Origin of the sequence: Streptomyces abyssomicinicus (assembly GCF_008974245.1) — a bacterium.
Classification (GTDB): Bacteria; Actinomycetota; Actinomycetes; order Streptomycetales; family Streptomycetaceae; genus Streptomyces; species Streptomyces abyssomicinicus.
Window position 1 is genome coordinate 423,164 of record NZ_BBZI01000006.1, and the last position, 19,343, is coordinate 442,506.

Below are 19,343 nucleotides of genomic sequence, written 5' to 3' on the forward strand. Positions count from 1 at the left end.
CCCGGACGGCTGCTTCTTGGCGGTTGCGTGCCGCCCGGGGGCCGGGTTACTGCCCGGGGTGGAAGTCCTGGGCGTGGTCCTGCAGCCACTCGGCGATCTCGTCGGCCTCTTGTTGGTTCGCGGCGCGGAAGATGGCGGCCTCGCCGCATGAAATGGCTTCGGAGTGTCGGCCTTCTCGGGCTGCTCGGGCAGCCCGCTCGAGCAGGCGTTGCAGGTGTGGACGCATGGTGTTGCTGCCTCTCTTGTTCATCCGAGTTGGGTGGCGATGGCCTCGGCGAGCGGCGCGGGGACGCCGAGCCGGGCGCGGAGGGTGTTGAGGTCGATCCGGTGGCCGGTGCGGGTGTGGTGCTCCTCGGCCAAGCGGCGGGCGTGTGCCACGAGTGCGGGCGGCACATCTGGAACGGCAACCGGCGGCGGTGCGGCTGGAGCCGTTGCTGTCGGCAGGGGCTCCAGTACCGGTGCTTCTGCAGGGACCTCCAGGACCGGCTCTGGTTCGTCGGTCTCCGCGCTCACTTCGCCGCCGGGTTCGGCGTGCTCGTGGTGGTGGCCGTGGGCGAGGAGGGTGCCGCCGAGGAAGGCGAGTGCCGGCCATCCGGCGACCCCGAGCCGCAGCCAGGTGGGCGGGTCGTCCAGGTTGAGGAGTCCGGCGGTGGCGATGTTGGCGCCGAGGGAGGCGGCCAGGGCGGTGAGGAACCAGAACCACACCAGCCGCGAGGAGCCCCCGGTTCGCAGGCGTCGCCAGGCCGCGACCATCAGCAGGTCGACGGAGACCGGGTAGGCCCACGCCTTCCAGTCGTCTTGTCCGGCCGCGGCAGCGAGGTCGTGGAGGTGGGCGAAGGACAGCGCACCGGCGATGAGGGCCTGGACCAGGACGGCGTCGAGGCGGATCCGGGACACGAGGTCGTCTCCTTCGGTTTAAGGCATGCGTCGGGTAGGGACCTGGCGCACGAGGGCGGTTGCGCCGACCGGGAGGGGTGAAGAGAGTCAGGCCGTGCTGGAGGCCGCGGCCTTGGCCAGCGGCCCGCGCTGCGGGGCGACGACGTCGAACGTCGGCCGGAAGAGCGCGAGTTCCGGGATCTGTGGTGTGCGGTGGGCGTGCTTGTTGCAGACGTCGACCGCGTGCCTGAGTGAAATGTGGGGGGCGCGGATGCGGGCCCAGCCGCCGGAGGAGTCACCGGCGACGGCGAGGCCGGGTATGCGGGTGCTGATCTGGGTGGCGGCCTGGACGGCGTCGGCGGAGATGTCCTCGAAGGCCATCTTGGCGGAGGCTTCGTCGTTGACGCGGTGGGCGGTGCGGCCGGTGAGCTGGGCGCGGAGCATGGTGATGCCCTTGCCGAGTTCGGAGCCGAAGCGCTGCCCGCACACCTCCAGGTAGATGCCGGCCGCACGGCCGAGCTGGGCGAGACGGACCAGGGCGGTGACGATCCGGTCCCGCCGCTTCTCCTCCTCCTTGCTCGCGAACAGGGCGAGCTCGGCGACCTCGTCCACCAGGACCACCACCGGCGTGGGGCGCCGGTCGGCGGGCAGGTCCCAGATATCGGCGGCGATCTCCGCGTCCGGCACACTCGCCGCAACCCGCTGCTCGGCCCGGATCACCTGATAGACGGCCTCCATCCGCCGGATCAGCGCGTCCAGCAGCTCGGCCGCGTCGTCCGGGTTGTCCGCCAAAGCCGAGAACCGGCGCGCGAGGGGGAACAGCTCGACGCCCTGCTTGCAATCGATCCCCACCAACGCCACATCCTGCGCTGCCAGTTCCGCGACCAGATGACGCTGGTAGACGGACTTCCCCGACTTCGTCGCCCCGATCGTCAGCGCGTGCGGGACCGTCCGGTAGTCCCGGAAGTGCACAGCCCCGTCCTCCCGCAGAGCTACCGGCACCCGCATCGGCTCACGCCGCACCCGCGGCAGGTACACCCGCTTCAGGACGTCGTAGGCGGTCATCCGCAGCTCGACGACCCCGGCCCGCACCTCCCGCGACGTCACCCCGTACATCCCGAAGCCGTGACGCAGCCGGTCCGCCGCCTGCGCGAACTGCGGTGCGTCCTGCCCGGGGCAGAGCCGCACCCGCAGCACCAGCCCCGTCCGCGTCACCCGCGTCCGCAGAACCTTCGGCACCCGCGGCCGGGGCGCCGACCGCTTCTGCAGCCTGGCGAGGGCTACCCGCCAGCGGGAGGGAGGGACGGAGAGCCCGCAGCCCTCCATCACCCCCGCATAGCGGTGAGCTACCCGCGTCATGGCGACCAAGGCACCGAAAGTCAGCCAGTACCAGGCCGGGCGCCGCCACCGCAGAACCCCCGCGCCGACGGCCACGACCAGGACCACGAGCCCGAGCTCCCGCATGTCACGCGGCTTCCGGCCTCGGCACCGCACCACCGGCCACCAGCGACGTCACCGCCACCGCCCGAAAAGCGATCCCGTGCCGCTGCCGACCGTTGAACTCCGACTCCCACGGCCGCGCCACCAACTGCGTCAGCGCCACCGGGGTCCCCATCACCAGGTCACCGGAGATCCCCGTCTCGGGGACCGCCACGGTCAGGATCTCCACCTCGCCGAACGCCGCGAACATCACGTCCACGGTCATCAGCTTCACACCGTCGGCGTCGACGGCGATCTCACCGGTCCGCCGGTCACGGAGCTTGATCTCAGGAGCTTTGGCGACCATCACGGTCGCCGCGGACGTGTCGACAGGGATCTGGCGCATGGGCGCACTCCTCCACTGATGAGCGATGCCACCCTACCGGCAGCATCTCTAGAGATGTTTCTAGTGAAGCGGCGTCGACTCCACCTGTCAATCAGCTCTCTAGAGATGTTGGCGAAGGCGTGGCGGGGGAACCGATCAACATCGGTTGCCATGTGTGCGGCAGCTGCCCGTAAGGTGTCTAGAGAAGCGAAGGAGCATTCGATGACCAACGAGCGGGCTGACCGCCGGCCCAAGTACCAGCGCATCGCGGATGAACTGAAGGAGGACATCCGCGCTGGTCAGTACGTTCCTGGTGATCGACTCCCCGGCGAGAACGACATCATGGCCACCTACGACGTGGCCCGGATGACCGCCCGCCAGGCGCTCGGCGTCCTGCAGAGCGAGGGCATCGCCGAGGCCCGCAAGGGCGCCGGCGTATTCGTCCGCAGCTTTCACCCGATCCGGCGCCGCGGCATCCAGCGACTGTCCGAGCGGCAGTGGGGATCAGGCAAGTCGATCTGGTCCACGGAGACCGAGAACCGCGACCTCACCGTCGACCAGCTGGAGGTCACCGAGGAAGAAGCCGCGGAGGACATCGCCCTCGCCTTGGACGTAGAGCCCGGCTCGCCGGTCTGCGTTCGCAGCCGTCGCTTCGTCCTGGACGGCAAGCCCGTCCTCCTGGCCCGCTCCTACCTTCCCGCGACCATCGTCGCCGGCTCCGCCATCACCCAGGAGGACACCGGCCCCGGCGGCACCTACGCCCGCCTGGCCGAACTCGGCCACAAGCCGGTCCACTTCCGCGAAGAGCTCCGGTCCCGGATGCCCCTGGCCGCAGAGGCCGAGCGCCTCAACCTCTCCATGGGCACCCCGGTCATCCTCATCACCCGTACCGCGTTCGCCGAGGAAGGCCACCCCGTCGAGTTCAACCGCATGACCCTCGACTCCGCGGCCTACATCCTTGAGTACGACTTCGACGCCTGAACTGTGCGAAGCGGTAGGAGAAGAGGCGGCGCAAGGTCAATTGCTGGGGCGCCAGCGGAACCAGTAATCAAGGCCTTCGACCCGGTAGCGGTCGTTGTCGTCGAACCGCATCTCGCCTACAAGCCGCCTAGCTCCGCTGGGCTCCCGGCGCCAGGACGCCAGGGCCTCGTCCAACTCGTCGTAACGGGCGTCCATGCCACCGCTGCCCGGGTGCGTCTCCGGCCCCGTCAGCCCAGCCTCGTAGCGCGCGTTCCATTCGACAAATAGCGCCCATTGCTCGCGCTCCAACGCCGCCACGGCGTCACTTGCCGGCCAGACAACGTACTCGCCAGGTTCGTCGGTACGGTCGTAACTGCAGGCCTGGAAGTAGTGGGGCTCGCTCTCCACATCGGCGAGTCCGAAGCGTGGCCCGTCGTACCACTCCAACTCGACGTGCACGCGCTCGAACCCGTCGGCTATCAACCGTGCTTCGTCCCAGCTGTCAGTCACCCACGCAGACTACTGGGGACCGCCCCCTGCAGGGTCTGTCGAAGCGGGGACAGACTTTCCCTACTCCATCAAGGCGGCTCGCTCCGCTCCCCGCGCGGCCCGGCCGCCGTCCGGGCCTGCGCTCCTGTCTCCGCCCCGCTCCAGCCCGGCCGACGCCCGCACCGTTGCCCGAACGTCCCGGCATTGCGTGGACTCGATCTCCGCGCTCACTCGTGGAGATCCGGACGCTTAAAGAGATGGGCCGCCGCCATGAGCGGCCTGTCTTGGAACCTGCCCACCTCCACACGCCTTACCCGAGAACGTCTGAAGCACCTGTACGTGTCATCACGGTTGACACCCCAAGCTTCCTCTACCGCCACACCAAACATATGGGTGAGCGCTTGGCGCGATCCGAACTTCTCGTTCGTTGGCCAATTGAAAGTCGTCGCACCACCCGAGACATAGAAATAGCGACTCATGGCGAACGATAGGACATTTTCATTGGGATCTGCCACAAAATCTTCCATACCGAGTTCGATTCGGAACGCGTATGGATCAACGACCAAGAATTCTGATCTAGTAGCTAGCCATTTCACGAGTTCGGAATAATCAATCCATCCCGTTTTGGTGCGCCAACAGGGAAGGTGTCGAGCGTCTCTATCGAGGGTCCACGACATTTCTGCAAATGCCACAGCCCAACCATCTTCACTCCTAATTGGAACGTCTGCGATCCTTGCCATTTCCACATCGATCCATTCAGCCATAGATGAAGTGCTGGCGATGGGTACAGCGAATTCCCGAGCGGCCCCATGTGGCCTACCAAGCAGAATTCCAGCCACGTTCTGCATACTCGTCCCCGTATGGGCGGGACCTGCTGTGACTATTGATGCCGTGGGATACACGTAGTCGAATTCCAACATCTGGGGGTCGCATATTGTAATTCTGCCAGCAGGCCTTCCAAGCGCATCATGAACAACCCGGAGACGATCTCCTACGTGAACCGCGATCTCTTCAGCAAATTCCACCCCATCCCAGAAGTCGTCATCGTCTTCCTCGTCGCGCATTGGGGGGGTGGGCTGCTCCTCATCGTCCAGTCCATTCTCAGGAAGGGCGAGCATTCGACGCATCAACTTGACTCCGTCCATCGATATCCACTCCTGAGCAGAAATCGTGCACGCTACCTGCCGAATCCCAATGCCATCACTTGACCAAATATCAACCTCAGAAGCTGGCATCAAGTACCGCAGCAAAATACTAAGGGTATTCCATTCTTCGACTTTCCAAGACATCCTGTCAATCTTCGCCCGCAGGAACACCGGATCTTCCTCGGTGGAAGGCGAGCCGCAGAGGCCAGCATCCAAGCGGACCTTGATGGTCGTTCCGGGCTCCTCAAGCTGTTCATCACCCGAGGCCCTGCGAAGAATCGGTCGATGCTCTACCCCGTCACTGAATTCAAGTATCCATGTATCTGCTGGCCCTGCAGAAACAGGACGTGACGTGACTTGAACACTGCGCCCCATCATGAAGACAGAGAAGAATCCAATACCGAACCGTCCTGAGGGTTCAAATCTGCTCGCTAGAAGACCGGGGTTCTCGCGCACCACATCTGAACTCAGCCAAGACGTATTACCGAAGTCGAGCAACTTACCACCCAAGATAGCGGGCGTCATCCCTATTCCATTGTCATTGCATGCCAGCCACTTTTCACCTTCCCTATCCTCAAGCCATACAGTAACTCTTCCGGCAAAAGGCCGGCCGCCACGATAGTCGGCCAGCGCTTCTCGCGCTTTTACGGCATCACACGCGTTCGTAACTATTTCTCTTAGACCGACGAGCCAATTCTCTCCGTAGAGCTCACTCCCACCAAGGCGCCTCACCAGTCCAGCCACGTCATCAACTTTGATTTTTGCCTCGACGGGCTCCCAATCACGGCATGGCGCTACGACGCTGAAAGCCCTCGGTGATTCGACATTGGCAACGCCTCTCGCAGAGAGTGTCGCGCGCCCATTGTCGGCAAGAATGCTGTCAGTGTTGCGCAGTTCCTCGTCAACCATCGCCAACGTTTCGTAGGCGAGCCACCAGGCTGACATTTCTTGCGAGGAGAATCCATCTGGCGCCGTAAAAACAAGTCGCCCATTTTTCAGGTAGGGGCGCTGTATCCGGGTCTGAAATAGCCAATGATCACTGGAAAGTGGGGGTAGATCTCGTACAGCCGAAAGCATGCTAGGTGCTCGCGTTGAGTCGAGATGCGCTGCGTCAGCTGTCCGGAGAAGAGAAGCTAGAACGAGTGTGTCGACGCGCCAATCGATCGGAGCGAAGCCAGGAGCCCCAACTGGTGTAGAAAGCCTCTTTGTTATTTCGTCTGAATTCCAGTGATGGCTCGCGGCCACCAGGCCGATAAGTCGACCGTAGGCTTGTCTAATTTCAGGGTCCGTGATGAGATATTCCGTACTCCTGCCCATGGACGCCCAAGATGCCAACGGGAGATCTTCTGCAATTTCTGCATGCAGCAAGCGCAACAGTTGCTTATCAGCCTTGAGTGCGAGTTCTTCTGGCGGTGACGCTAGTTCCAAAGGGTGCGGAGGCCGGCCTAGCTGTCTTCTAATTTCGCTGGCCAGCGCATCAGGCCACTCCCGGCGATCCCGGAGACTTTTTCCTGATAGTTGGTGGGCGGCTCTGCTCATTGCCAGATCGTGGACCAGTATCGCGCCGCCCAAAACGTAGGCTTCCGCAGGGTTCAGAGCATGTTCTGGCCCAGCAATGTGATTCGCTATCTCCCATAGAGAGAAGCAATGGCTTATGTCATGCTGCGTAAATTCCGGCATGTCGCCAGCGATCTCATTCGCAAGCACTCCAGCCCTTTCCTCCATGTCAAGAAAAGCTCTTCTTAGCCTATCTCGCGCTTGGGAGTCGCCGGTGAAGACATCTCGACCGAAGGCGCTGCGCCAAAGTGCTGGGCGTGCGGAATCTTCAGGTTGCATCATGCTCTTCATGCTGACTACAGCCCACCAATCTATTCCAGACTTCGGACAAAATGCTGCTGGCCGCGTAGGGCGAGAACCTGCGTATCGACGATGCTGATCATTTCATCGCCGGGATAACGAATATCCCGGCAAGTAGCCACATCATGACCACTGAAGTCAGAATGAACAGGAGGATGTAGGTCTCGTACCATCGGAAGAAATTCTTCGCCTGTGGGCGTTCGCGGAATCCTTGACGCACCATTTCGTCGGTGATGTCGCATTCCTCGTTGCGATAGTCAAGCCAAGTCAACGAACCCACAATTACCAGCACTGCAGTATAAGCTGCCACTACGGTCGCCAAAATCAGCAATCCGATAACGCCACCGCGAGCCACGTCGGGTGATATTTCCCACTTACGGTACCCTACGAACAAGGCGAGGGTCGCAGCAACAATCGCCGTTGCGAGGGTCTGGTAGATCCCTAGGAAGCGATACGTGTTTTCGTTTACCGCGTGAATCTGCTGGAGAATGTACCGATATCGCTCTAGCGCGAAATCGTGTCGCGTTTCATCGTCTGTTCGACTACCCGCATCCGATGCCATATGCGCCCCACCTCGATCACTCTTGCCGAGCACTATAATCTGATCGCTTGGTGGCGGTCCCAGCCTTGGCAACACTTCCGACATCGGCGGCGTCTGATCGTCTGTCTGGTGGGGCTCCGCCCCAGACCCCGGCCCTCCCTCTGAGGGGGGTGGCCGCAAGCTTGCGGTGTTGTTCTGGTGGGTCGCGGGCAGGGTCCCTCGCCGGCCGGTCACCCTGCGGGCGTACCCGGAACCTCCGAGGGGCGCCAAGGCCAAGCGCAAGCGTCACGATGTGAGCCTTGGCACCCCTCGGAGAACCCGGGTGCGGCGGAGCTGCCCGACGGACGAGGGACCCCACCCGCTCAGGCCCCAAGTCTGCCTGCGGCAGGCCGGCCTGGCTTCCCGTGGCGTACTGCATCTGGGTCCGCACGCCGCTGTGCTTTCGTCCGCGGCGCTTGCGCCTCCCCGCGCCGCCCTGGGCGCTGGAACCATTCCAGCGCCTGACCGGGGGCCGGACCGAAGGGGGGAAGGGCGAGGTGACGCTGCCAGAGCAAGGCGCTCATCGGCAGCTCGCGGTGCGCCAAGCATCAGGGGCCGTGGTCCCCGTACGGGGTGCAGCAGAGGAAGAAGAAGGAAGCCGAAGCGAAGCTGCGGAAGCTCCGGAAGAAGCGGTGACGGAGCCCACCGGCTGACGAGGCTGACATCCACGAGTGACATCAACGAGCCCAGCCGTGGGCAGCATCGTGCGGTCGGCGGTGGCCCGGCCAGGTCCGCGGATTTGCTCCCCGGTCGGTCGGTCCGGATGATCTCCTAAAGCGGTGCTCACTTGGCTGTGGACCATCTGTGGACGGAGAGACGCGGGAGTATGTCAGTCAGGCACCTGACCTGCGCGGAAGCCGCGAGATCCCACGCCCTCCGGAGCCGTGTGCGCAGGTTCAAATCCTGCCGGGGGCACTCGCCCAGGATCAGCGAAAAACAGTGCTGACCAGGGCGGATGCCGACATGAGAGAGCGGGCCCCAGTCTCACTGGGTCCCGCTCTTTGTCGTTGATTCGCGCTGATCGCGATAGACCTGCGATAGGAAAGCCTGCGCAGGGATGGGTCCCAGGCAGTAGAAAAATGAGGGCACGGCCCGCCTACTCCAGCGATACTTCAGGACCATGTCATCACTTGAAGATCGCGTGAGGAAGTGGTTGTCGGACCAGGGCTACCCACTGGAGATGCGCGTTGCTCGCATCGTGGGAGCGGCCGGGGCCGGTTGGGACCATGGACGGGTCTACACGGATCCAGTCACGGATAAGACACGCGAGATCGACCTCTTCGGCTACTTCGACGGGCCCCGACAGGAGCTGTCCGTCCACGTGGTCTTCGAGTGCAAGCACTCGCGCGACAAGCCCTGGGTCTTGTTCGGCACGGATCGGCCCGGCCTGACACCCACAGGACTGGCCCGGTCAACCCCAGCGACTCCGCTGGTCAAGAAGGCGTTAGCCAGGACACTCAGAGGGCGGCGCATGTTGTCGCCAGTCACTGACATGACCATGTTTCGGGCGCCGGATGGGATCACGGGGTTCAACCTTGCTCGCGCGCACACGGACAACCAGGACGCCGCATTTCACGCTGTGCGAGGAGTCTCCGCAGCCGCTGAGGAAACCGCACGAGACATCGGAAGTCACGGACACGCAGTCCTCTATCTCCCCGTTGTCGTCATCGACACGCCGCTAATCAGGTGCTTTCTTCCCGCAGAAGAAGAAGACGTGCAGCTCGAGCAGGTGGAGCGAGGGGTACTGCTAACGTCCTCAAGACCGGGTTCGTACACGTTCATTCACGTGGTAACAGTCGAAGCACTCCCCTCCTTCATGAGCCAAGTTGCAGTTGAGAGTGCAGACTTGCGGACGCTGTTGCAGCCTCACCTCAAGTACATTCGAGATCTTCCCGACAAATAGCGTGGGGAGGTTGCCCCCGTCTCCGGATCACACGATTCGCTGGCATCTGGGCCACGTACGTCGATCACAAGACAGCGGGACCCGATCTCACTGGGTCCTGAGCTTGCTCCGCTTTGACGGACACGGTGGTTGTGTCGGTCAGGCCGTGAGGGCGGTTTCGTAGTCGGTGGGGCTGCGATAGCCCAGGCTGCTGTGCAGGCGGCGGACGTTGTACCAGCCTTCGACGTACTCGAAGATCGCAGCACGGGCGGCGGTCCTGCTGGACCACACGTGGCCGTCGGCCGGGACGAGCTCGCGCTTGAGGGTAGCGAAGAAGGACTCCGCGAGAGCGTTGTCCCAGCAGACTCCGGTCCGGCCGACGGACAGGCGTATGCCCAACCGGTCGGCTGCGGCCCCGAGTTCCCGGCTGGTGTACTGGCAGCCCCTGTCCGAGTGAAAAACGACTCCTGGCCTGGGCTTTCGCGTCTGGAAAGCGGCGGTGAGGGCCTCGGTAACCCGGGAGGTCCGCAGGTGGTCGGCGGTAGCCCAGCCGACCACCTTGCGGGAGGCGATGTCGATGACGGTGGCCAGGTAGAGCCAGCCCTCGGCGGTCGCGATGTAGGTGATGTCACCGCACCAGCGGGTGTTCAACCTGGTGGAAGGTGCGAAGTCACGGTCCAGGAGATCAGGCCGGTGGCCGGCCCGGAGGTCGGGGACGGTGGTGCGGACGCGTGGCCTGCGGCAGCGGCCGGTGAGGCCGGCCTCACGCATGAGCCGGGCGACCCGGCGCCGTCCGCATAACGTGCCCGCCTGCCGCAGGGCGGCGTGGACGCGCGGAGCACCGTAGGCGCCGCGGGAGCCGGCATGGACGAGGCCGATCCGTTCGATGAGTTCGGCGTCCTGGCTGCGGCGCGAGGGAGGGGTGGCGGAGCGGCGGGCGTAGTAGGCGGCTCGGGAGACCATGAGCAGTTCACAGGCTCGTTTGACACTGTGACCTGCGTGCTTCTCCGCCTCGATGAACGGGTGCACGTTCACCGGGTCTCCTTCGCGAAGAAAGCCGTGGCGCGCTTGAGGACCTCGACGTCCTCGCGCAGTCGGCGGTTCTCCCGCCGCAGCAGGGCCAGCTCGTCCCGTTCGACGCTGGTCAGGCCGTCCTTCTCACCGTCGTCGACCTGGGCCTGGCTGACCCAAAGTCGTACCGCGGTCTCGGTCAGGTCAAAGTCCCGGGCGACCTGACCGATCGTGCGGTCACCGCGTCGGCACAGCTCGACGATCTCGGCCTTGAACTCGGGTGTGAACGAGCGGCGAGGGCGTGGCTTCTTCTTCCCCATGCTCTCCATGGTGGACATCCTTCCGGGGGCTCAACCCCTGATCTCGGATGTCCGTCAAACCGAAGCAAGCCCACCGGGCCAAGCGTCGAGCAAGGGCACGCTCGATCGCCCTACCCATCATGATCCTGGAGATGCTTGGCGATCAATTGCTTGCGCCCAGGCTCATGGAAGGGCTCAAGAAGACGCTGAGCCTCTCTTAGAGCAGACCGCCCGCGCTCCTTTTCCCCACGCGTGACCAACGCCAGCCCGATGGCAGCCATGATCATCCCCTCTCCGTGACTATCTCCCGCTTCACGAGACAGCTCCAGGGCAGATTGATAATGCTCAAGGGCCGACTTAAGGTTAGCCGCCAAAGAAAATGCGTTTCCAAGATTGAGGAAACACATCGCTTCCCCCTGACGATCCCTTACATCTCGAAAGGCCGCAATCGCTGCGCCCAGGTAATTTGCCCCTTCTTGAAGGAGGGCGGGGTTGAGCTCCCGCGTCGCCCGCTGCATTATCGCCGTTCCGAGCTGAGCCAGCGTTGAAGCTTCCGCTTTCCTGGCACCCTTTCGAGCATGGATTGCAAGGGCTTGCCGTAGCACTTTCTCGGCCTCTTGAAATTTGCCCGATTCACGAAGGGCGATCCCCGCATTAGTGAGGCCGAAACCTTCACTTTCGCCACGCCCCCCGCCGAGCCTCATGGCCCTTTCCAAGGGTTCCATGCCGGCCTCAACACCAACAAAATCCCTCAATGCACCGCTTAGGTTAATGAGCGCCTTCGCCTCGGCGTCACGATCACCCAGAGAGCGCGCAGTAGCTACCGACTTATTAAACCATCGCACCGCATCCCGGTGTTTCCTCATAGAGGTGTACGTAATACCGAGATTATTGTAAGCACCAGCGAGGCGTGATCGGTCTTCGCTTCTTTTCGCAGCCTCTATCCCGATAGAAAGAACAGACAGAGAGGAAGAAAAGTCAGCTACATTAATCAAGTACGGCACAACCGATGCAGACAAGTCTGCACTCTTGTCGAATGCTTCCAACTCTGCAGCAACCTCGGCACTGGCGACCAAGTTTGACGCCTCGGTAGCGAGCCACTCCATGGCAGCAGAACGGTCTGAAAATCCATAAGGCGACTGATTCCGCGGGTGCCCATTGGTCCATTCAGCCGCAAGCTCAGCCCGATCTGAAAGGTAGGATACGGCTCTCACCTGAGCAGCGTCGCGCAACTCCTTACTGTCTATCCTCTGGGCCTGTTCAGTCGCATAGAGTCGGACCAGATCATGCATCCTCCACCTGCCCGGGCCATGACCCGCCTCGACCAGGTGACAGTTAAGGAGATGCCGGAGGGCGCGCCTGGCCTTCAGCTCCTGGTTGTCGAGCAAGCGAGCTGTTACCTCTACCGAAATATCAGTACCTGGAGCAAGCGCGAGCGACCTAAATGCAGCTGCATGGAACTCATTCAGTCGAACATAGGATCGCTCGAAGGCCGCACGAACGGCAACATTTTCGTGTTCCAGGCCCTCCAGTCGCTGCTCTTCCTGAGTAAGCTCACCCACCAATTCGGCTACGCTCAATTCCGGGTCAGACGCCAAAATAGCGCCGACGACACTTAGCGCCAAAGGCAAGTGGCCGCAGAGTTTCGCCAGGCTAAGCCCGCTCGCCAGGGGAAGCTCTCTTCTCGCTTTTACCTTGATCAGGCTTACCGCATCTTCGGGGGAGAGCACATCGAGTCGAACATTAATCGCCCCAGGGATCAGAGGTGCGATTGCATTGCGGGACGTTACGATTACTCTATGAATGTGCGAGTCGGGGATGAGCGAAAGAACTTGCTCCGGATCACGAGCATTATCCAAAAGGATCAAAACGGGTAGCTTTGCGCCCGCCCGCTTCTCCAGCTCGGCATGGAACTGTGGCCCGACATTCTCAGGCATGGGATCTATTGCATCGACCCCCAGCGCTTTGAGTAGCGGTGAATATACCTGGTGCGGGTACACAGAAAGATCGGATAGCGCTTCATAACCACGAAGGTCAACGGATACGGCACCACCGGGGAAGCGATTCTGATCCACAGCTAAACGAGCAGCCCGGGTCGCAAGCTCAGTCTTCCCAATGCCGCCGAGCCCTGATAGCACTAGGACACTGCTGACGCTGACACCCTCGCCTTGCGGCTGAAGGTGAGCAAAAATGCGTTCGATTTCTCCGTCGCGTCCTACGAAATCGCCGCGCATGCGCCCCGTTTGACTTAGGGGGATAACCGTTGGTGGAACAGCAGGGTTACCGATTTCATTAACGTAAAGGTCACGCCCCGCTTGGTAGATTCGCGACTGCCCCGAGGCTTGCGCGTCAAGTGACACATACCTTTCGGAATCACTCATGATTCTTTAATGTGCTGGTCACGGCCAGCCTGGTAAACACGCCCATTTCCCGTCGCATTAGCGTGCATCTGAACGACGCTATCGCTCGATTTATCGTGCGGCGCCAGTTCGTCCAACAGCGCGCGCAACTCCTCTGCAATGCTCGGATCAGCAAGTAGCAACCGCCGGACCCTGCCTTGCCATTCCGCTCGAAGCTCGGTCTCTGTCTGCGAGTCCTCGCCGCTCTGGGCCACCAACAGGTCCTCGCGCGTCTGATTGAGCTCACCGGCTACGCTGTCGGCCCTCTCTGGGGACACCCGCCGCCAGACAGCTACGACTCCATCACGTGTGCGCTGCCAGGCATCCGTGGCCATGAGCGTGACAATCGTTGTACCAGCGGTGCCCGCAAGGGCAGCTATCTGTGGATCCATCAAGGCCCCAACCTCTCAGGTGGCTCTACAGTCCCTCGACCGGAAGACCAAAAGTTACCGGTGGCGGGAGACGTCTCGCCAGCTGCCGGCGTCTCGACGCATCCTGGCAGATGGACCGCTGATCGAGACCCGCAGACTCGGTGAGCGTACGGACTCTTGCCCGCGGCCGATGGTTCGTGTCCGCTCCGGTGGCGAGGCTTGCGCAAGGTATGCGATAGAGATCGCCACTAGCCAGCTGCCCCGGAGAAGAACCAGCAGGTCAGTTGCTGTTTAACCCGGGACTTGGGCATGCCCTTCGGAGCCGTGTGCGCAGGTACGAATTCTGCCGGGGCAATTCGCAAGGATTGCAAAGCGACCCCATGATCAGTGGAGACGCCGGGCGCGGGCCCGGGTCTTGTTGCATGTGCAGGGTGTGCTGCGCTCAGCAGGCGTATGTCCTGCGGACCTCCGGGACAAGTTCGGGCCCGTTTCGGCTGGTGACGCCATGCCTCTGGCATGCCTTGCCGCTCTTCATTCTCACGTGCGGGTCTTGGATGATGTCCCCCGGGGGGTGAGCGAGCACTCGGTCCGAGGACCGTAGCGCGGTGCTGCATCACCGCCCACGGATGGAACGGAACGAGTGGATGACCTGGGGGATCTCGTGGATGTGAACACGCTGGCCGTCGCCCTCATCAGCGCCGGCGGGGTACTAGGTGGAGCCCTTGGCGGAGCAGTGCTCAGTCAGCGCGCCGTCCGGGCGCAAGTCGCGGAACAGAACCGGCGTGCCGACCGTGAACGAGAGGAAGGACGCGCCGAGCAGGCACTCCAGGCCAAGCGGGACCTCTATGCCCATCTGAACACAGCAGCCCGTGCTTACCGAGTCGCTGCCAGAGATGCTGTCGAAGCCGCAGCACGCGGGGAAAGAGTCGACCCGGGGCTCCTCGATGGTGCCAAGGAAGCCTGGGCCGAGCAGTACTCCCAAGCACAGATGGCGCTGACCAACGATGTCCTGCAGATTGCCTCGGCTCTCAACAGGTCGCTCGGAGTCGGTTACTCGGCCGTGAAACAGCTGCCGAGCAGTCCGCAGACCGACAAGGCGTACCAGCGGGCCAGGACATGGTTCAGTGGCCCTCTGTCCGATGGCGTGTACCTGCTGCGCGTCGTGCTGCGGCATGACCTCGGCGTCGAGGTCGATCCCCACTTCGAACAGACCCGGATACAGATGGTCGCTGCACTCGACAGCGCACGCGCCAGCCTCGCGGACGCACTCGCCGCAGAGCGACGCCAGACGGTCTGAAGGCGTATCCGGGTCATCGAAGCGGGTAGGGCAGTTCGCCAAATGGGACAAGATCCCTGGGCAGCACGACAGACACGGTCACCTGGCCCTACGGGTATGCGCGGGGCAAGTCTCGATGCGTCGGCTCGCCACCTCCTGACGGCCTTCGAGGCGCTTCGGTATCGGATCAGTACGCCCTCCGCGCTGTTGCCGACGCGCTCGGCAAATCCAAGGCGTCCACACCTGCGTTGAACACACGTCGAGAGCGTGGAATGTCGGAGGTCGTACGGCCGCCGGAAAAGAGGTGAGGCAACAACGGCCAACGGAAGCGCGAGATCTCGGCATCCTGCCAAGCTCGGTAGCGGGTGGAGGAGCACGCCGTTCTCCCGCTCGCGCTGAAGAACAGGCGTCCGTCGTCGTACGAAGAGTTTCGATGTGCTCCCGGATGATGCTCACGCGTTGGGGCGAGATCGGAACCGCTGGCCTGCGGCGGAGGAGTTACTCGCTCGGTCGCTTGCCGTAGTAAGGGCTGACGGTTGGGGCCAGTTTGCGTTGGATCGTTCGGAGTAGCTGGAGCGTCTCGGCGTCGTCGCGGCCCGTGGTTGTTGGCCATTCGACGCCTGAGCCGACGAGGTCGCTGACGAAGACGATCTCGGTGGCCAGAAGTGTCCGTGCCCAGTCCGCCGCGGTGAGCGGGGTGTTGTCGCCGAGAGCCTGGCGTAGCCTTCGGCACTGGTCGAGCAGGTCCTGCGTGCCGGTGAAGCCCATGCCGACGGCGAGTTGGGGGCTGCAGTGCGCAGGGCCGCCCCACTCGGCGAGCGCGCGGGTCAGGAGCGCCACCTCGGGCTCGGACAACAGCTCGCCGGGCCTCACCGGTCCCGCCATGCCTTGTGATGCCACGGGCTCGCCTCCTTCTGTGCGTCCGCCGGCGTGCCGGGGGCGTGCGTCCGGTACCCGGCAGCGGCCTGTACCGGAGCTCTCGGGTGGTCACGGTACTTCCCGTGTCCGCGTCGGCTGGGAGGCGGAGACGGGCGCCCGGAGAGGGAGGCGGGCAGGGGGTTGGCGCTGTCGGTGTCGCCATGGGCTTGTTGCGTGGTGTGCAACTTGTGAGCGAACTCTTTGCTGCCAGCGCAAGTGTGCCTACCGTCACACCACGGCGAGGGCAGGGGCGCCCCGCCGGACAGCGGACGACGACGTTCACGCAGGGAGAGCAACCATGGTGGCAGACCAGCAGCAGCGCGAGCCGGGCGGCCTGGGCCCGAAGGGCGGCGGGGCTCCGGCCGAGCAGCACGCGGTCGTCATCGGCGCCTCGAGCGGCATGGGTTCCGCGATCGTGGACACGCTGCGCGCGCAGGGGGTCAAGACGCTGGCCCTGGACCTGCCGTCGGCCTCGTGGAACGACGAGGTGGCGGGCATGACGGGCGCGGTGGACGTCACGGACGTGGCGTCGGTGGAGTCGGCGCTGAAGGGCGCCGAGGAGGCGTTCGGGTCGGTCGAGATCGTCGTGAACTGTGCGGGGATTCTCGGGCCGGTGGCCCCGACCGTGGAGACGTCGCAGGAGACGTTCGAGCGGATCGTGGACCTCAATCTGGGGGGCGCCTTCACGGTGACGCGGGCGGCGCTGGAGCTGATGCTGCCGCGCGGCTACGGGCGGATCGTGCACATCGCCTCGGTGGCCGGCAAGGAGGGCAACCCGCAGATGGCGGCCTACTCCGCCTCGAAGGCGGGCGTGATCGGGATGGTCAAGGCCGTCGGCAAGGAGTACGCCCCCTCCGGGGTGACGGTGAACGCCGTCGCTCCCGCGTCCGTGGAGACGCCCCTGATCCAGGGCATGACGCCGGAACGCCAGGAGATCCAGAAGTCCCTGATCCCGATGCACCGCTTCGGCACCGTCCAGGAGATCGCGCACCTGGTCGCCTACATCGTCTCGCCCCAGGCCTCGTTCACGACCGGGTTCGTGTACGACGCCTCGGGCGGCCGGGCGGACTACTGACGCGGACCACCGACATCGAGGGTGCGACGGCGCACACCTCCCGACGAACAGGACGACGCACCATGTCAACGACGACCACGTCATCCGTCTCCGCCGCGGGCGGGACCGGGGTGCCGCTGGAGCCCGGCGCGGCCTCCGCCCCCGGCGAGGGCACCCCCGGCAAGGACGGCCCCGGCAAGGGCGGCCCCAGTCAGGGCAAGAAGGCCTCCGCCGCCGGTTTCGTGGGCTCCGCGCTGGAGTACTACGACATGTACATCTACGCCTCGGCCTCGGCCCTGGTGTTCAGTCAGGTGTTCTTCCCGGACGCCGGGGCGATGGGCCTGCTGCTGAGCCTGGGCTCCTACGGCGTGGCGTACGTGGCCCGCCCGCTGGGCGGGTTCCTGGCCGGCCACATCGGTGACCGGTTCGGGCGCCGTGACATCATGATCATCACACTGATCACGATGGGCGTGGCGACGTTCCTCATCGGCTGCCTTCCCTCGTACGCCACGATCGGCATGTGGGCGCCGGCCGTGTTGATCACGCTGCGCCTGTTCCAGGGCCTGTCGGTGGGCGGTGAGGCCTCCGGCTCGGCGTCCCTGACGCTGGAGCACGCCCCGGAGGGACGCCGCGGCCTGTACTGCTCGTGGATGATCAACGGCATCTGGGTGGGCTACATCCTGGCCACCCTGGCGTTCATCGGGGTGGCGGCGCTTCCCGAGGAGCAGATGTTGTCCTGGGGCTGGCGGGTGCCGTTCTGGGCCTCCGCGGTCATCGTGATCGTGGGCGTGGTCATCCGCCGCGCCCTGGAGGACCCGGAGGCGTTCCGGGAGCAGAAGGAGCAGGGCAAGGTCGCCAAGGCGCCCATCGGTCTGGTCTTCAAGCACCAGCCCGCGGACGTGGTGCGCGTGGTGTTCTCGGCCTTCCTGATCGTCATCAGCTCGGTGGTGCCGGTGTGGGGCCTGACGTACGCGACGCACGTGGTGGGCGTGTCCTCCTCGACGATGCTGTGGGCGGTCGTGTTCGGGTACGCCACGGCCCTGGTGACGCAGCCGCTGTTCGCCGCGCTGAGCGACCGGGTGGGCCGCCGCCCGGTGCTGATCGGCGGCAACCTGTTCGGCGCGGTGGCCGTCTGGCAGTTCTTCTGGGCCGTCGGGAACGCGGACGTGCCGATGATCTACCTGGGCTTCTTCCTCTGCATCACGCTCGGGTTCGCCGCGACGAACGCCGTGTACCCGGCCTTCTTCAGCGAGATGTTCAACGTCCGCTTCCGTGTCAGCGGCATGGCCGTGGGCCTGCAGCTCGGCATGATCCTGACCGGGTTCTCCCCGACGATCATCCAGTCCGTCTCCTCCGCCACCGGCGACTCCTGGTGGCCGGCGGCCGCCTTCACCTCGCTGGCCTGTGTGATCTCCGCGATCGCGGTGGCCACGGCCCGTGAGACCCACAAGGTGCCGCTGGCACAGCTGGGTCGCCGGATCGACGACTGACGAGGAGTCCCGCAGGGACGAAGGACGAAGCGCGAGAGGCGGGGTGGGCGCCCGCAGGACGGGGCGCCGCACCCCGCCTCGGCGCGCCCGGCCCCGCCTCAACGTGCGGCCGCCTCAACGTGCGGCCGCCCCCTCACCGCCCCCGGCCCTGGTCGACGAGGTATCGGTCGGCGACGGCGACGAGGGCCTCGCCGAAGCGGGCGGCGTCGGCGCGGCCGCACCGCATGACGGGCAGGGCGATGCTGAGGGCGGCGTGCTGTCCCTCGTGGCTGCCGAGGCTGACGGCGAACGCGGCCACGCCGACCTCGCTCTCCTCGAAGTTGGAGGCGATGCGGTGCTTGCGCACCTTGTCCAGGGCTTCCCGCAGGTGGTCCATGTCGGCCCCCAGGGGGCGTCGGCGGCGCCCGCTGGAGGCCACCTGGTAGCGGGCCTGGACGTCGTCGTCGGAGAGGCCGGCGAGCATCGCCTTGCCGGCCGAGGTGACGTGCGCGGAGAGGCGCACGCCGGTGCGCAGGCCGAACCGGATGACGTGGTCGGTGGCCTCGATGCCGTCGACGTGGTGGATCTCGGTGCCGACCAGGGTGGCGAGGTGGACGGTCTCGTTGACCGCCTCGAAGAGCTGCTCCAGGTAGGGGCGCACCTGGTCGCGCAGGGTGGGGGCGGCGGCCGCGGCGGGGCGGGCCATCTCCGGGCCGGGGAGGTAGCGGCGGCGCTCGCCCTGCCGGGCGAACCCGTCGCCGACCATCGTGGCCAGCAGCCGCTGGGCGGTGGACGGGTTGACGTCGAGGGCGGCGGCGGCCTCCGTGACGCTCAACGAGCCTGCCGAGCCCAGCAGTTTGACGAGGACGAGCACGCGGTGCGCCGCCTCCACGCGAAATCCTTCATTGCGCTCCATGCAACAAACCTATCTTTCATTGCACTGTTCGCAAGTA

General features: G+C 64.5%; 18 protein-coding genes. 5 read left to right on the top strand and 13 right to left on the bottom strand.

Features of this window, described 5'->3' with window-relative positions:
* Nucleotides 1-46: 46 nt before the first annotated feature.
* The 4 genes from GBN72_RS09330 to GBN72_RS09345 all read right to left on the bottom strand — a co-directional run bounded on the left by GBN72_RS09330 (nucleotide 47) and on the right by GBN72_RS09345 (nucleotide 2,701).
* Nucleotides 47-250, bottom strand: a complete 204-nt coding sequence (locus GBN72_RS09330) for a hypothetical protein (protein WP_151771240.1) — start codon at nucleotides 248-250, stop codon at nucleotides 47-49.
* Nucleotides 247-897: a DUF2637 domain-containing protein gene (locus tag GBN72_RS09335; protein WP_151771241.1), complete on the bottom strand. Its 651-nt coding sequence runs from the start codon at nucleotides 895-897 to the stop codon at nucleotides 247-249. Before GBN72_RS09335 ends, GBN72_RS09330 begins: the two co-directional genes overlap by 4 nt.
* An 87-nt stretch (nucleotides 898-984) precedes the next feature.
* On the bottom strand, nucleotides 985-2,340 hold the full coding sequence (locus GBN72_RS09340; RefSeq protein ID WP_151771242.1) for an FtsK/SpoIIIE domain-containing protein: 1,356 nt from the start codon (nucleotides 2,338-2,340) through the stop codon (nucleotides 985-987).
* Nucleotide 2,341: 1 nt separating this feature from the next.
* Nucleotides 2,342-2,701, bottom strand: coding sequence for an SCO3933 family regulatory protein (locus GBN72_RS09345; protein ID WP_151771243.1), 360 nt, complete (start codon nucleotides 2,699-2,701; stop codon nucleotides 2,342-2,344).
* Nucleotides 2,702-2,902: 201 nt separating this feature from the next.
* On the opposite strand from GBN72_RS09345, the gene GBN72_RS09350 reads away from it, so the two are divergent.
* Entirely contained in the window at nucleotides 2,903-3,661 is a 759-nt protein-coding gene (locus GBN72_RS09350) for a GntR family transcriptional regulator (protein ID WP_151771244.1), read from the top strand.
* 36 nt (nucleotides 3,662-3,697) lie between these two features.
* On the opposite strand, the gene GBN72_RS09355 is transcribed toward GBN72_RS09350, so the two are convergent.
* The 3 genes from GBN72_RS09355 to GBN72_RS09365 form a co-directional block, all read right to left on the bottom strand.
* A complete protein-coding gene (locus GBN72_RS09355) occupies nucleotides 3,698-4,150 on the bottom strand; it encodes a hypothetical protein (RefSeq protein WP_151771245.1) in 453 nt (150 codons plus the stop codon).
* Between the two features lie 206 nt (nucleotides 4,151-4,356).
* Nucleotides 4,357-7,122 (bottom strand): HD domain-containing protein, encoded by a 2,766-nt coding sequence (locus GBN72_RS09360; RefSeq protein WP_151771246.1) that lies wholly within the window; start codon nucleotides 7,120-7,122, stop codon nucleotides 4,357-4,359.
* An 88-nt stretch (nucleotides 7,123-7,210) separates the two neighbouring features.
* Nucleotides 7,211-7,693: a hypothetical protein gene (locus GBN72_RS09365; protein WP_151771247.1), complete on the bottom strand. Its 483-nt coding sequence runs from the start codon at nucleotides 7,691-7,693 to the stop codon at nucleotides 7,211-7,213.
* Nucleotides 7,694-8,831: 1,138 nt separating this feature from the next.
* Between GBN72_RS09365 and GBN72_RS09370 the strand changes: the two genes are divergently transcribed.
* Nucleotides 8,832-9,614 carry a hypothetical protein gene (locus GBN72_RS09370; RefSeq protein ID WP_151771248.1) on the top strand — a complete coding sequence of 261 codons (783 nt, stop codon included), beginning with the start codon at nucleotides 8,832-8,834 and terminating at the stop codon, nucleotides 9,612-9,614.
* Between the two features lie 138 nt (nucleotides 9,615-9,752).
* Here GBN72_RS09370 and GBN72_RS09375 read toward each other — a convergent pair whose 3' ends face one another.
* The 4 genes from GBN72_RS09375 to GBN72_RS09390 form a co-directional block, all read right to left on the bottom strand.
* A complete protein-coding gene (locus GBN72_RS09375; protein WP_151771249.1) occupies nucleotides 9,753-10,628 on the bottom strand; it encodes an IS3 family transposase in 876 nt (291 codons plus the stop codon).
* The gene (locus tag GBN72_RS09380; RefSeq protein WP_164540521.1) at nucleotides 10,625-10,933 is read right to left on the bottom strand and encodes a transposase; all 309 of its coding nucleotides are present in this window, start codon (nucleotides 10,931-10,933) and stop codon (nucleotides 10,625-10,627) included. The genes GBN72_RS09375 and GBN72_RS09380 overlap by 4 nt, the downstream gene beginning before the upstream one ends.
* 101 nt (nucleotides 10,934-11,034) lie before the next feature.
* Entirely contained in the window at nucleotides 11,035-13,284 is a 2,250-nt protein-coding gene (locus GBN72_RS09385; protein ID WP_151771251.1) for a tetratricopeptide repeat protein, read from the bottom strand.
* Nucleotides 13,281-13,694 (bottom strand): hypothetical protein, encoded by a 414-nt coding sequence (locus GBN72_RS09390; protein ID WP_151771252.1) that lies wholly within the window; start codon nucleotides 13,692-13,694, stop codon nucleotides 13,281-13,283. Before GBN72_RS09390 ends, GBN72_RS09385 begins: the two co-directional genes overlap by 4 nt.
* A gap of 619 nt (nucleotides 13,695-14,313) precedes the next feature.
* Here GBN72_RS09390 and GBN72_RS09395 point away from each other — a divergent pair.
* A complete protein-coding gene (locus GBN72_RS09395) occupies nucleotides 14,314-14,970 on the top strand; it encodes a hypothetical protein (protein ID WP_151771253.1) in 657 nt (218 codons plus the stop codon).
* A 477-nt stretch (nucleotides 14,971-15,447) separates the two neighbouring features.
* On the opposite strand, the gene GBN72_RS09400 is transcribed toward GBN72_RS09395, so the two are convergent.
* On the bottom strand, nucleotides 15,448-15,849 hold the full coding sequence (locus GBN72_RS09400; protein ID WP_246212386.1) for a hypothetical protein: 402 nt from the start codon (nucleotides 15,847-15,849) through the stop codon (nucleotides 15,448-15,450).
* 316 nt (nucleotides 15,850-16,165) lie between these two features.
* Between GBN72_RS09400 and GBN72_RS09405 the strand changes: the two genes are divergently transcribed.
* Both GBN72_RS09405 and GBN72_RS09410 read left to right on the top strand, forming a co-directional pair.
* Nucleotides 16,166-16,942: an SDR family NAD(P)-dependent oxidoreductase gene (locus GBN72_RS09405; protein WP_151771254.1), complete on the top strand. Its 777-nt coding sequence runs from the start codon at nucleotides 16,166-16,168 to the stop codon at nucleotides 16,940-16,942.
* 62 nt (nucleotides 16,943-17,004) lie between these two features.
* Nucleotides 17,005-18,411 carry an MFS transporter gene (locus tag GBN72_RS09410; RefSeq protein WP_151771255.1) on the top strand — a complete coding sequence of 469 codons (1,407 nt, stop codon included), beginning with the start codon at nucleotides 17,005-17,007 and terminating at the stop codon, nucleotides 18,409-18,411.
* A 133-nt stretch (nucleotides 18,412-18,544) separates the two neighbouring features.
* Here GBN72_RS09410 and GBN72_RS09415 read toward each other — a convergent pair whose 3' ends face one another.
* Nucleotides 18,545-19,306, bottom strand: a complete 762-nt coding sequence (locus GBN72_RS09415) for an IclR family transcriptional regulator (RefSeq protein WP_151771256.1) — start codon at nucleotides 19,304-19,306, stop codon at nucleotides 18,545-18,547.
* Nucleotides 19,307-19,343 lie beyond the last annotated feature (37 nt).

Bases quoted from the DNA above. Each gene is read 5' to 3' on its own strand.
- GBN72_RS09330 (WP_151771240.1), bottom strand. From the start codon at position 250: ATGAACAAGAGAGGCAGCAACACCATGCGTCCACACCTGCAACGCCTG.
- GBN72_RS09340 (WP_151771242.1), bottom strand. From the start codon at position 2,340: ATGCGGGAGCTCGGGCTCGTGGTCCTGGTCGTGGCCGTCGGCGCGGGG.
- GBN72_RS09345 (WP_151771243.1), bottom strand. From the start codon at position 2,701: ATGCGCCAGATCCCTGTCGACACGTCCGCGGCGACCGTGATGGTCGCC.
- GBN72_RS09350 (WP_151771244.1), top strand. From the start codon at position 2,903: ATGACCAACGAGCGGGCTGACCGCCGGCCCAAGTACCAGCGCATCGCG.
- GBN72_RS09360 (WP_151771246.1), bottom strand. From the start codon at position 7,122: ATGAAGAGCATGATGCAACCTGAAGATTCCGCACGCCCAGCACTTTGG.
- GBN72_RS09365 (WP_151771247.1), bottom strand. From the start codon at position 7,693: ATGGCATCGGATGCGGGTAGTCGAACAGACGATGAAACGCGACACGAT.
- GBN72_RS09370 (WP_151771248.1), top strand. From the start codon at position 8,832: ATGTCATCACTTGAAGATCGCGTGAGGAAGTGGTTGTCGGACCAGGGC.
- GBN72_RS09380 (WP_164540521.1), bottom strand. From the start codon at position 10,933: ATGGAGAGCATGGGGAAGAAGAAGCCACGCCCTCGCCGCTCGTTCACA.
- GBN72_RS09385 (WP_151771251.1), bottom strand. From the start codon at position 13,284: ATGAGTGATTCCGAAAGGTATGTGTCACTTGACGCGCAAGCCTCGGGG.
- GBN72_RS09390 (WP_151771252.1), bottom strand. From the start codon at position 13,694: ATGGATCCACAGATAGCTGCCCTTGCGGGCACCGCTGGTACAACGATT.
- GBN72_RS09405 (WP_151771254.1), top strand. From the start codon at position 16,166: ATGGTGGCAGACCAGCAGCAGCGCGAGCCGGGCGGCCTGGGCCCGAAG.
- GBN72_RS09410 (WP_151771255.1), top strand. From the start codon at position 17,005: ATGTCAACGACGACCACGTCATCCGTCTCCGCCGCGGGCGGGACCGGG.
- GBN72_RS09415 (WP_151771256.1), bottom strand. From the start codon at position 19,306: ATGGAGCGCAATGAAGGATTTCGCGTGGAGGCGGCGCACCGCGTGCTC.